Raw genomic sequence first — 11129 nt, 5'->3', positions numbered from 1 at the left:
ACATCACCCCGCCCGGCGACCCACGGCATGCTGCTCGTCGACCTGGACGGCACGCGCTGGCTGGCCGACGTCGGTTACGGCGCCAGCCCGCTGGAGCCCATCGAGCTGAAGGGCGGCGCCCGCAGCGACTCGGGACCGTGGCCGTACCTCCTGAGGTGGCAGAACATCACCCACGGCGCACCGGGCTGGGCGGTCCACCAACGCGCCGACGGGCCGACGGAACCGGCCGACCCGGAGGGCCCGCCCGACCCGGAGGGACCGGCCGACCCGGAGGGCCCGGCGGGCTGGACCGTGCGGCAGGTCTTCACCGAAACCCCGCAGTACCCGATCGACTACACGGTGGCGAACCACTTCGTGGCCTCCCACCCGCGCTCCCCGTTCGTCACCCGCCCCTTCGTCCAGCGGCTGCGCACCGACCGGTACGACACCCTGGACGCACTCACCTGGACCACGGAACGCCCCGGCCGCCCCCGCGTGACGGACACCGTCCGCCCGCACGAGGCCCCGGCACTCCTGGCGGACGTGTTCGGCATCCGCACCCACCCCGAGGAGAGCGAACTCCTCGTGTCCCGCCTGACGGAACTGGCGAAGAGCGACGCGGGGGCGGACGCGGGGGCGGAAGCGGGTGCCGGGGCGGCGGGCCAGTAGCGCACTCGCCGCCCTCACCGCGGCCCTCGCCGCCTCGGCTCCGCTGCTGCTCCTCGCCACCACCGCCGCGATCTTCACGTCCACCGGCGCCAACGCGGTACTCGCCCTGTACGCAGCCCAGTCCGCCCCCGAACCCCAACGCCCCGCAGCCATCGGCCTGTTCGTCCTCTGCTTCCAGATGGGCAGTGCCCTCGGCCCGGCCCTCGCCGCCCTGCTCGTCCTCACCTGACTCCCGCCGGACACCGCCTCCCCGCCCGTCCTGTGATCCACTGAGGGCACCCGCACCCGCAACGAACGGAGGCCCCCGGTGCTGATCACCCTTGCGGACGTGGAGGCCACGGCCGCACGCATCACCGGACACGTGCTGCGCACGCCCACCGTGGCCAGCCCGGGACTGACCGAACTCCTCGGCGTCCCCGTCACGGCCAAGCTCGAACTCCTGCAGCGCACCGGCTCCTTCAAGTCGCGCGGCGCCACCGCCAAGCTGCTCTCGCTCACCGACGCGGAGCGCGCCGCCGGAGTGGTGGCCGTCAGCGGCGGCAACCACGGCATCGCCACCGCCGTCATGGCCGGCGCCCTCGGCATCGAGGCGACCGTCGTCATGCCCCGCAGCGCGCCCCGCCGCGCCGTGGAGACCGCCGAGGCCGCCGGGGCGCACGTCGTCCTCGCCGACAGCATGGACGGCGCCTTCGCCCTCGTGGACGAACTCCGCACCAAGGGCCTCACCCTCGTGCACCCCTTCGACGACCCGGTCGTCATCGCCGCCCAGGGCACCGTCGGCCTCGAACTCGGCCAGGACGCGGGCGAGTTGACGGATGTGGTGGTCAGCATCGGCGGCGGCGGGCTGATCTCCGGCGTCGCCACCGCCCTGCACGCCCTGCGCCCCGGCATCCGGGTGTGGGGTGTGGAGACCGAGGGCGCACAGGCCATGACGGCCGCGCTCGCCGCCGGCGGCCCGGTGCCCGTCGCGCTCTCCTCGATCGTTACGACGCTCAGCGCCCCCAGCGCCTCGCAGCTCACGTACGAGCACGTCTCCGCGCTCGTCACCGACGTCCTCTCCGTCACCGACGCCGAAGCCGTGCAGGGCGTCCTCGACCTCGCCGAGCACGCCAAGCTCTGGACCGAACCCGCCGCGGGCTGTGTGCTCCCCGCGGCCCGCCGCGTCCTGGACCGCGTCGGCCCGGACGCCCGCCTCGGCCTGGTGATCTGCGGCGGCAACGCGACGACCACCGATGTGGCGTCCTGGGCACGGGAGTCCGCGCCGAGCTGACCCGGCAGCTCGCCGCCCGGCAGGCGTCCGGTCAGCCGGGGTCCGCTCAGCCGCCGCCCGCTCGAACGCGTCCGCTCGAACGCGTCCGCTCGAACGGCGTCCGCTCAGCCGGCGTCCGCGTGGCCGTCCCGGCGGTACAGCTCGGGGACCGGCACCTTGACCGGCTCCTGAGTGGTCCGGGCGATCACGACGACCGCCGGCTCGTCCGGGTCCGGGTTCTCCTCGCGGTGCGGGACGAACGGCGGTACGTGGAAGAAGTCGCCCGGGTTGCCGGCGAGCCGTACCTCCCGGGTCCCGTCGTGGTAGACGAAGACGGGGTGGCCGCTGACCACGAAGATCCCCGCCTCCGAATCGCCGTGATGGTGGTTGTCCGTCGAGCTCAGCGGCGGGTTCTCCACCCTGCCCATCCAGAGCCGCTTCGAGCCGACCGTGCCGCCGCTGATCGCCGCGTTGCCGTCCAGCTCACCGGCCCGTACGAGACGCACGCGGTCGTTCACCGGCGCGCCCTCACCCGAGTCCGGTCCGTTCCCGCCCTCTTCGCGAACAGTCATCGTGCAGCCTCCCGGTGGTGTCGGCTCGTGTGCGGACCAGGCTGCGCCACCGCCCCCGGGACGGCAAGAAACCTTGCCGGTATGGCAAACCGGGGGCGGCCGGTGAGCGCCGGTGGGGCCCCGCCTCAGGCCCGCAGCGCGTACAGCATCAGCTCGCGGGCCTCGCCCCACCGCTTCGTGAGGTCCTGGCGGCGGCCGAGGCGGGCCGAGATGTGCTGGGCGCCGAAGAAGGCGGCGACCAGGGTGTGCGCGGCCGCCGAGGGGGAGACGCCCGCGCGGAGCTCGCCCGCCTCCTCGGCCTCCGTGAGGAGCTGTTCGAGCAGGTCGATCCAGCCGATGTAGGGCAAGGGCAACGCGCCCTCCGGGAGCGGCTGTTCCATCTGGAGCCGGGCCCCGCCCTGCACTATCACGTCGTCGCGGAAGGCCGCCGCGGTCTGGTCGAGCAGCTCCACCAGGGTGTCGAGCGGGCCGAGTCCCTTGGCCTGTACGGCTTCCAGGAGCAGCGGCCAGCGGTGGTAGTGGGCGTCGACCACCGAAATGGTGAGGGCTTCCTTGGTGGGGAAGTGGAAGTAGACCGCACCCTTGGTCATGCCGACCTGGTCGGCGACGTTCTGCACGGATGTGCCCGAGTAGCCGTTGCGGTCGAAGAGTTCGGCCGCCGCGTCCAGGATCTGCAGGCGCGTCTGCACCGCCCGCTCCTGCTGGCGTTCGGGAATCCGTCCCGTCCTCGGCTCGTCGCCCGTCCTGGGTTCGGGCATCGGGAAGGAGGCCCGGCTCTTGCTCTGCGTCATGTCGCACTCGCCTTCATCTTTCGCCCCCCTGACTTTCCGCCCGTCAAGTTCCGCCTGCCGCAAAGCAGTTGGGCGCTCGACGGACCCCATTGCAATATACCTTCCCGTAGGTATATTTTCGACCGCGCCGAACGGCCGGGCCCTCAGGGGAGTCACAGGGACCGGGCCGCACGGCTCCGTTGTCCAGGGAGGGGATACCCATGTACGACGCCGCCATAGAGTCCGACGCCCACAAGGCAGCCGGGCACCATGCCGATGCACATGTTCCGCGCACTCTGGTACACAAGGCCGCCGACCGGGAGGTGCTGCTCTCGGCCGCGCAGCCGCTGGCGGACGACCGCTTCGCGGTCTGGATGCGCTGGCCGCACGACCACCTGCTGCACGGCCGCTCCGCCGACGGCACCCGTGACCCGCTGATCGTCGTGGAGACGATGCGGCAGGCCGGCATCTATCTCTCGCACCGCCACCACGACGTACCCATGGACCATGCGTTCGTCCTGCACAGCTTCGAGTACGACCTCAGCGCGCCGATCCGCGACCACGGCAACGGCTCCGACGCCGTCCTCGACATCACCGTCCGGCGCGAGCCGGGCAAGCCGGACCGCTTCAAGCTGACGTCCGAGGCCGAACTCCGCGTCGGGGGCCGCCTTGTGGGCCGGGCCGGCATGTCCTGGCAGGCGCTCGCGCCCCGGCACTACGCCGTCGTACGCCACCGCTGCGCGGGCGTGCCCTCGCTCGCCGACTTCACGGCGCCGCCCGCCGACCCAGTGCCGCTGAGCCCCGAGGCCGTCGGGCGCGACCGGGAGGACGCCGTGCTCATCGCCGACTGCCCCGAGCGGTCCGGGGCCCGGCGCCTGCGGACGGACACCGGACACCCCGCGCTCTTCGACCACGAGAGCGACCACGTGCCCGGCATGGTGATCGTCGAGGCCTTCCGGCAGGCCGTCCTCGTCGAGGCGGCGAAGGGAGCCCCCGAGGGCTGGGAGCCGCGGGCCATGCACACGACGTTCGCCTCGTTCGGTGAACTCGACCAGCCCGTCACGGTGTCCGCAGAGCCGGTCGGGGACCACGCCTACCTGGCCACCGCACGGCAGGGCGAACGCGCCCTCGCCACGGCCCGGGTGGCCGGCCGCCCGGCGTCCCCGCTCGCGGCCATGGCGGCCGAGGCGGGGGCCGCCGCATGCTGAGCGACCTGGAACCCGTCCTGGAGACGGCCCGTCAGGACCGGGCGCTGCTCGACGAGTCCTGCCGGCTCACCGACCGGCTCGCCGACTCGCTGGTCGCCGCCGGCTTCACCCGGCACTTCGTGCCCGAAGCCCGGGGCGGCTGCGCGGGTACGTTCACCGCGCTCCTGGACGCGGTCTCCGTGGTGGCCGAGACCTGCGCGTCCACCGCGTGGTGCGGCGCGCTCTACGCCGCGCACGGCAGGCTCGCCTCCTATCTTCCCGAGGCCGGTCAGCAGGAGCTGTGGGGGAGCGGCCCCGACGTCTGCGTGGCCGCCTCCGTCGTACCCCCGCAGGGAAACGCCCGGCGTACGAGGGGCGGTTGGCGCCTCACCGGCGAGTGGGCCATGGCCAGCGGGGCCGACCAGGCCGGGTGGGTGCTGCTCGCCGCCTGGGCGCCGGTGGCCGACGGCGGTGCGCAGCCCGCACCGGAGCACCGTGTCTTCGCGGTGCGGCGCTCCGACGTGAAGGTGATCGACACCTGGCGTCCCGTGGGCCTGCGCGGCACCGGGAGCAACACCGTCGAGGCCGACGTCCGCGTGCCCGAGCACCTCACCTTCACCCTGCGCGACCTGGGCCGCGCCAAGCCCCACGCGGCGCGCTGCCACACGGTGCCGTTCCCGCTGGTGGCCTCGCTGATCTTCGCGGCGCCGGTGCTCGGGGCCGCGGAGGGCGCGCTGCGGACCTGGTGGGACCGGCAGTCCGAGCGCGTCCGCCCGGACGGCAGCAGCGCCGCCGAACAGCCCGCACAGCAACAGGTGCTCGCCAGGACCGCGGCGCACGTCCAGGCCGCCCGGCTGCTCCTCGAACGGGCCGCCCAGCGCGCCGACCACGCGCCCGTCACCCCCGTCCTCGTCGCCGAGAACCAGCGCGACGTGGCCGTGGCCGTCGAGCTGTGCGTCTCGGCCGCCAACGAGCTGTTCCGGTCCGCGGGACCGGGCGCCCTCGACGAGGGCGACCCGCTGCAGCGCGCCTGGCGGGACATCACCGCGGCGAGCACCCACGGCACCCTCAACTTCGCGACGGCGGCGGCGAGTTACGCGGGCGCCACCCTCGCCGCGCGTGCGCGGGCGGGAGCCCGCCGGTGAACCGACGGATCGCCTTCTTCGACGTGGACGAGACGCTGCTCGCCGGGAAGAGCATGCTCAGCTTCTGGCACTTCTGGGCGGCGCGGGCCGCCCGGCGCGGCCGCGCCCTGCCCACCCCGCGCAGCACGGGCGCGGACCGCGAGACGCTGAACCGCGCCTACTTCAGGGCCTTCGCCGGCGTCCCCCTGGTCCAGCTGGAGAGCGCCGCACGCAGCTGGTACGAGGAGTTCCGCCGCGGGCCGCGGGTGTGCCTGACCGAGTCGGTCGAGGCCCTGCTGCGGCACCGGAGCTCGGGCCACGAGGTGGCCCTGGTCACCGGTGCGGGGGAGATGCTCGTACGGCCGCTCGCCGAGGAGCTCGGGGTGCGGCACGTGCTCGCCACCGAGGTGGTCACCGACGCCGCCGGAGTGCTCACCGGCGAGGTGCGCCGGCCCCGGCTCGGGGACGCCAAGCGGACGGCCGCGACCGCACTGGCCGTGCGCCTCGGCGCGCGGCCGCGGGACTGCTTCGCCTACGCGGACCACAGCACCGACCTGCCGTTGCTGACGGCGGTGGGGCATCCGGTGGTCGTGGGCGACGACCCGGTCCTCGCCGCCCGCGCCGCGGCGGAGGGCTGGCCGCGGGCCGGGACGGAGACCGGGCCGCTCCCGAGAGGTGCGGTGCCGGCGCAAGTGGGCTGAGGCGCGGGCGAGTTGGTACGTACGGCCCCCGTCGGCCCCTGGCCGGTAGGGGCCATGCGTACGGCCAAGAAAAATACCTTCGGGAGGGTATTTTGTTGTCATGGGGTTCTCACCGGACAGGAGAGACGGACCGGATGCGAGACATCGCCGATGAGCCAGCAGCGGTCGGTTCGGACCAGACGACTGCTCCTGCTCGCCGCGGCCGAGGAGTTCGCCGCGCGCGGGTACTCCGGCGCGCGGCTCAAGACCGTGGTGGACCGGATCGGTATGACCAAGGGCGCCCTGTACGGACACTTCGCCTCCAAGGCGGAACTGGCCCGGGCCGTGGCCGACGAGGCCGCGTCGCACTGGGACGCCCTGAGCGCGCAGCGGCCCGCACGGCCGTCCGACCCGGTGTGCGAACTGCGCCGCCTGGCCGCGCAGCTGGCGCGCCTCATGGACGACGACACCGTTTTCAGGGCCGCCGTACGGCTCGCCTCGGACGGCCGGCGCGGGTCCCGGGAACGGGACCTGGTCGCCCTGGTCTCCGACCGCCTCACCGAACTGGCCCGCCGGGCCCAGCAGGAGGCCGGACCGGCCGCGGCGTTCGGGCCGGTGGCCCTCGCCGACCTGGTCACGACCGCGATCTTCGCCGGAGTGCGGCCGGGCACGGAGAACGGCATCGGCAGCCACGCACGGCTCAACGGCCTCTGGGGGGCTGTTCGGTCCGGGCGGCTGAGGCGGCTGAGGCGGCTGAGGTGGCAGAGGTGGCAGAGGTGGCAGAGGTGGCTGAGGTGGCTGAGGTGGCAGAGGTGCCCCCGCGGCTCCGTACGACCCCATCGATCCGTCAGGGAAAGGCAACGGACGACATGAGCGCAGCGACCATCGGGCCGCAGGCCCTGCGGCTCTTCGAGTACGCCTCGTCGCGCAGCGACTGGACGGTGCGCAGCGCCTGCGAACAACTCGACACCACCGTCGGCGAGATCGAGCGGGCCCGCAGCGAACTGATCGGGCTCGGCCTGCTCATCGAGTCCTCGGACGGCGGCTCGCCGGACAGCGGGCTGACCGCCAAGGCCACCGCGCCGGAGGCGGCGCTGCTGCGTCTGCTCACCGCCGAGGAGGAGGCCGCGTCCCGGCTCACCGAGCACATCCGCCGTACCCGCGAGCAGATCGACGCGATGCGCGAGGTGTTCCTGCCGCTGCACACCGCGCGCTCCCACGGGCTGAGCGGGGAAGTGGTCACCAGCCCCGAGAAGATCGCGCGGGTGCTGAGCGACACCGCCGACATCGCGACCTCGGAGATCCTCAGCATGCACCCCGGGCCCGTGATGGCCCCCGACATGCTCGCCGAGGGGCTGCGGCGCGACGTGCAGGTCCTGAACCGCGGGGTCACGATGCGGAGCATCCACCTCCGGCCGATGACGCGGATCATCCACTCGATGACACATCTGCAGGAGCTGCGGAACGCCGGCGCACAGGTACGGATCGCCACGATCGTGCCGTTCCGCTTCATCCTCGTCGACCGGGTGCAGGCCCTGGTGCCCGCACTGCACACCAACTCCTCCAAGGCCATGATGGTGCTGCGCGGCGAGGCCGTCACCGCCCTCCTCGTCAAGGTCTTCGAGATGTGCTGGGCCTCGGCGGCCCCGCTGGAGGCCGCGGAGCCGGGCCAGGAATCCGAGCTCAGCTCCCAGCAGCTGTGGGTGCTGCGGCTGATGTCCACCGGCCGCAAGGACGAGGCCATCGCCCGCGAACTCGGCGTGTCCGTACGGACGTTGCGCAGGGTGATGGCGGATCTGATGGCCCGGCTCGGCGTGGAGAGCCGCTTCCAGGCGGGGATCACTGCGGCGCGCCTCGGGCTGCTCGACTGACCCGAGGGGGCTCCCGTACGCCGGCCGCGGTGGCGTCGGCGTGGCGCCGGCCGCCGGTGTGCGGTCACGGTCCGGCGCGCCCGGCGGGGCTGTCCGCTTGCGGCCAGGGCGCAGAGTGCCGCGTCACCCGTCTGGTGGCGGGCCGCGCGCCCCGGCGACGATGAGGGCTCGGCCGCACGGCAGCGAGTGCCGCACGGCAGCGAGTGCCGCACGGCGGTTAGTGCCGCACGGCGGCGAGTGCCGCACGGCAGCGAGTCTGGAGCCCCTCGTGTTCGACCCCGCGTTCCTCAAGTCCCTGACGGGGACACCGATGCGGGTGCAGTGTGCCGTCCTCCCCGCCGAGCCGCCCCACGGCCCGCCCGCCGACGGCGCCCGGAACTGGTCCGTGCTCCGCGTGACCCTGCGCAACGCCGGCAGCACCGGACACGGCGACGCGACCCTCCTGCCCTTCCTCGACGCCCACGCCCCCGACGTCGTACGCGCCCAGCTCGGGGGCGCCCGGGACCGCCTGGAGCGGATGATCAGCCCCGTCGACCTGGCCGGGCTGCTGCCGCCGGGACCGCTGCGCAGCGCACTCGACGCCGCCCTGTGGGACCTGCTCGCCAAGCGCAGCGGACAGCGCGTCTGGGAGCTGCTCGGCGTGCCGCCGCCCCGCCCGGTGCCGGCCGTGCTCACCCTGCCCCGTGGCGAACAGCCCGGTCTGGAGGAGGAGTTGAGGCACAGTCAGACCTTCGCCGCCCTCAAGCTGATGCTCGGCGAGGGAACCGTCGAGGACGATCTGGCCCGGCTCCACGCCGTGCGCCGGCACCGTCCCGACGCCTGGCTGATGGCGGACGCGGGCGGGTCCTGGGGCGTGGACCGGCTGCACACCATGCTTCCGGTGCTCCAGGCACACGGGGTGCGGCTGCTCGAACAGCCCCTGCCCGAGGTGGAGTCGGCCGCCCTCGCGGCGCTGCGCCGCCCGTTCCCGATCATCGCCGACCTGGCGTACGGGGAGAGCGGCGACCTCGGCCGGCTCGCCTCGCGGTACGACGGCATCAACCTCAAGCCGGACGCCGTGGGCGGGCTCACCGCGGCCCTGGACCTCATGCGGCAGGCGGACCAGCGGGGCCTGTCCGTGCTGCTCGGCGCGCCGCCTGCGACCCCGCGCTCCTGGGCGGCCGTGCTGCATGCCGCCGCCGGCGCGGACCGGGTGAACTTCTCGCAGTGGCTGCGGACCGCGGGCGACCCGCCTTGCCCGCCTGCCGGACAGAAGGACACGGACGGAGTGTTGGCCCCGCCCGCGCCTTCGCTGTGGGGGTAGGTCCGCCGCCGGTGCCGCTGCCTCGTTCCCTCAGCCCCAGATCAGGTCGTCCTCGGAGGCCGGGACGGTGGCCGTCGTCCGTATCCCGGCCGGGGAGGTGTCGCTCACGAGGGCGGCAGAGCCTGCCAGGGCGGTGGCGGCGAACGCGAGGGCGCAGACGCGGACGAGCTTGGCGGGGATGGCGGTGGTGGCGGCGACGGGCGGGAGCATGATTTTTTTCCTCTTCGTGAAATGGCCGGTGTGCGGCGGTGGCCGCGCTTTCCAGGAAATCCTTCCATTCCCTCTCCACCTTTGGGCAACAGGTGGAGGTGACCCAGCGGTGCCGTGTCCCCGAGCGGCCACCGGCCGACGTATCAGTAATTCAAGAAACAGCTTTCCGGAAGATCCGCCGCCGCACTCGACCCATGCGGGTCATGGCCCTGACCGGCCAGCCGGGCAGGGCGTGGCAGCCCCTCGACGCGACCTAGTGTGCGCGCTGTTGAGGTCCATGAGGAGCTTCGGCCAAGGAAAGGAACCCGATGACACCGACGGCCGGTTCACGACGGATATCCATTTTCGACACCACACTCCGGGACGGCGAACAGGCCCCCGCGAACGCCATGAATCCGCATCAGAAACTCGACATGGCGCTGCGCATTGAAGCGCTCGGTGCCGACTTCATAGAAGCCGGATTTCCGGCCTCGTCGCCCAGCGAGTTCGAGGCCACCCGGCTCATTTCCCGGAACATGACGTCGGCGCGGTTCACCACGTTCTGCCGGGCCGTGCGCGCCGACGTGGACACCGCCGTCGCCGCCGGCGGCACCGACCGCCACCAGGTGCAGATCATGGCCACCGGCAGCGACATGCACCTGCTGCACAAGCGCGGCATCAGCCGGCAGCAGGCCGTGGACGAGGTCGCCGACACCGTCGCCCACGCCCGCGCCCTCGGCGTCGAGGCCGTGTCGGTCGGCATCGAGGACGCCAGCCGCGGCGAGGACGAACTGCTGCGCGCGATCGCGCTCGGCGCCGTCGAGGCCGGGGCCACCTGTTTCGCGGTCGCCGACACCTCCGGCTGCAACCTGCCGCAGGAGTACGCCGCCCTGATCGGCAGGTTCCGCGACTGGCTGCCCGACGCGGTGCGCATCTCCACACACTGCCACGACGACTTCGGGCTCTCCCTCGCCAACGCGGTCGCGGGCCTTGAGGCCGGGGCGGACGAGGTGCAGGCGACGCTCGGCGGCATCGGCGAACGCGCCGGCAACACCCCGCTGGAGGAGCTGGCCGCGCTGCTCTCGTACAAGGGCCGGATCCTCTCGATGCACACGGACATCGACGTGTCCGCGATGTACGCGGCGTACACGGCGATGCGCGAGATGATCGGCCTGGAGGAGCCCCGCAACAAGGCGATCTTCGGGACGTACGCCTTCGGCACCGCGGCCGGCATCCACCAGCAGGGCATGCTGCGCAACCCGGCGACGTACGAGTACGTGGAGCCCGCCCGGTTCGGCCGTGAGCGCTCCCTGCTGATCGGGCGGCACTCGGGGCGGGCCGTGCTGCGGCACATCCTCGACGAGCTGCAGATCGCGGTGAGCGACCAGGAGCTGACCGAGCTGTACCGCGCGCACATCGCCGAGCGCGCGGGCGGCGACTGCGAGGACATCTCCGTACTGAAGGACCGCCTCGCCGGCCTGCTGCTCGGGGAACGGCTGCCGGCCGCCGCGTGAGCACCCCGCGGGGGGGGGCCGG

Annotated in this window: 13 protein-coding genes; 10 read left to right on the top strand and 3 right to left on the bottom strand. The window is 73.4% G+C overall.

What is annotated here, in order from left to right:
• From QIS99_RS31610 to QIS99_RS31600, 3 genes are all read left to right on the top strand, one after another.
• A partial coding sequence (locus tag QIS99_RS31610) for an arylamine N-acetyltransferase family protein (protein ID WP_282517194.1) occupies positions 1–648 on the top strand: 648 nt, incomplete at its 5' end.
• Positions 626–877 carry a hypothetical protein gene (locus QIS99_RS31605; RefSeq protein WP_282517193.1) on the top strand — a complete coding sequence of 84 codons (252 nt, stop codon included), beginning with the start codon at positions 626–628 and terminating at the stop codon, positions 875–877. The genes QIS99_RS31610 and QIS99_RS31605, both read left to right, overlap by 23 nt.
• 81 nt (positions 878–958) lie before the next feature.
• Entirely contained in the window at positions 959–1918 is a 960-nt protein-coding gene (locus QIS99_RS31600; protein ID WP_282517195.1) for a pyridoxal-phosphate dependent enzyme, read from the top strand.
• A 104-nt stretch (positions 1919–2022) separates the two neighbouring features.
• Here the strand turns inward: QIS99_RS31600 and QIS99_RS31595 are convergent, their stop codons facing one another.
• Both QIS99_RS31595 and QIS99_RS31590 read right to left on the bottom strand, forming a co-directional pair.
• The gene (locus tag QIS99_RS31595) at positions 2023–2469 is read right to left on the bottom strand and encodes a cupin domain-containing protein (RefSeq protein WP_282517192.1); all 447 of its coding nucleotides are present in this window, start codon (positions 2467–2469) and stop codon (positions 2023–2025) included.
• A gap of 125 nt (positions 2470–2594) precedes the next feature.
• Entirely contained in the window at positions 2595–3260 is a 666-nt protein-coding gene (locus QIS99_RS31590) for a ScbR family autoregulator-binding transcription factor (protein WP_282517191.1), read from the bottom strand.
• Between the two features lie 200 nt (positions 3261–3460).
• On the opposite strand from QIS99_RS31590, the gene QIS99_RS31585 reads away from it, so the two are divergent.
• From QIS99_RS31585 to QIS99_RS31560, 6 genes are all read left to right on the top strand, one after another.
• Entirely contained in the window at positions 3461–4447 is a 987-nt protein-coding gene (locus QIS99_RS31585) for a ScbA/BarX family gamma-butyrolactone biosynthesis protein (protein ID WP_282517190.1), read from the top strand.
• Positions 4441–5571: an acyl-CoA dehydrogenase family protein gene (locus QIS99_RS31580; RefSeq protein ID WP_282517189.1), complete on the top strand. Its 1131-nt coding sequence runs from the start codon at positions 4441–4443 to the stop codon at positions 5569–5571. The genes QIS99_RS31585 and QIS99_RS31580 overlap by 7 nt, the downstream gene beginning before the upstream one ends.
• Positions 5568–6251, top strand: coding sequence for an HAD family hydrolase (locus QIS99_RS31575; protein ID WP_282517188.1), 684 nt, complete (start codon positions 5568–5570; stop codon positions 6249–6251). Before QIS99_RS31580 ends, QIS99_RS31575 begins: the two co-directional genes overlap by 4 nt.
• Before the next feature lie 150 nt (positions 6252–6401).
• Positions 6402–7103, top strand: a complete 702-nt coding sequence (locus QIS99_RS31570) for a TetR/AcrR family transcriptional regulator (RefSeq protein ID WP_282517187.1) — start codon at positions 6402–6404, stop codon at positions 7101–7103.
• Positions 7100–8101 carry a helix-turn-helix transcriptional regulator gene (locus tag QIS99_RS31565; protein ID WP_282517186.1) on the top strand — a complete coding sequence of 334 codons (1002 nt, stop codon included), beginning with the start codon at positions 7100–7102 and terminating at the stop codon, positions 8099–8101. Before QIS99_RS31570 ends, QIS99_RS31565 begins: the two co-directional genes overlap by 4 nt.
• 268 nt (positions 8102–8369) lie before the next feature.
• Positions 8370–9404, top strand: a complete 1035-nt coding sequence (locus tag QIS99_RS31560; protein ID WP_282517185.1) for an enolase C-terminal domain-like protein — start codon at positions 8370–8372, stop codon at positions 9402–9404.
• Positions 9405–9434: 30 nt separating this feature from the next.
• Here the strand turns inward: QIS99_RS31560 and QIS99_RS31555 are convergent, their stop codons facing one another.
• Complete coding sequence (locus QIS99_RS31555) at positions 9435–9614, bottom strand: hypothetical protein (protein ID WP_282517184.1); 180 nt, start codon at positions 9612–9614, stop codon at positions 9435–9437.
• A 308-nt stretch (positions 9615–9922) separates the two neighbouring features.
• On the opposite strand from QIS99_RS31555, the gene QIS99_RS31550 reads away from it, so the two are divergent.
• Positions 9923–11107, top strand: coding sequence for a LeuA family protein (locus QIS99_RS31550; RefSeq protein ID WP_282517183.1), 1185 nt, complete (start codon positions 9923–9925; stop codon positions 11105–11107).
• The last annotated feature ends 22 nt before the right edge of the window (positions 11108–11129 follow it).

The organism is Streptomyces solicavernae (assembly GCF_029968095.1).
GTDB lineage: Bacteria > Actinomycetota > Actinomycetes > Streptomycetales > Streptomycetaceae > Streptomyces > Streptomyces solicavernae.
This window is presented reverse-complemented; position numbering and strand designations above follow the sequence as displayed.

Bases quoted from the DNA above. Each gene is read 5' to 3' on its own strand.
- QIS99_RS31595 (WP_282517192.1), bottom strand. From the start codon at position 2,469: ATGACTGTTCGCGAAGAGGGCGGGAACGGACCGGACTCGGGTGAGGGC.
- QIS99_RS31590 (WP_282517191.1), bottom strand. From the start codon at position 3,260: ATGACGCAGAGCAAGAGCCGGGCCTCCTTCCCGATGCCCGAACCCAGG.
- QIS99_RS31585 (WP_282517190.1), top strand. From the start codon at position 3,461: ATGTACGACGCCGCCATAGAGTCCGACGCCCACAAGGCAGCCGGGCAC.
- QIS99_RS31580 (WP_282517189.1), top strand. From the start codon at position 4,441: ATGCTGAGCGACCTGGAACCCGTCCTGGAGACGGCCCGTCAGGACCGG.
- QIS99_RS31570 (WP_282517187.1), top strand. From the start codon at position 6,402: ATGAGCCAGCAGCGGTCGGTTCGGACCAGACGACTGCTCCTGCTCGCC.
- QIS99_RS31565 (WP_282517186.1), top strand. From the start codon at position 7,100: ATGAGCGCAGCGACCATCGGGCCGCAGGCCCTGCGGCTCTTCGAGTAC.
- QIS99_RS31555 (WP_282517184.1), bottom strand. From the start codon at position 9,614: ATGCTCCCGCCCGTCGCCGCCACCACCGCCATCCCCGCCAAGCTCGTC.
- QIS99_RS31550 (WP_282517183.1), top strand. From the start codon at position 9,923: ATGACACCGACGGCCGGTTCACGACGGATATCCATTTTCGACACCACA.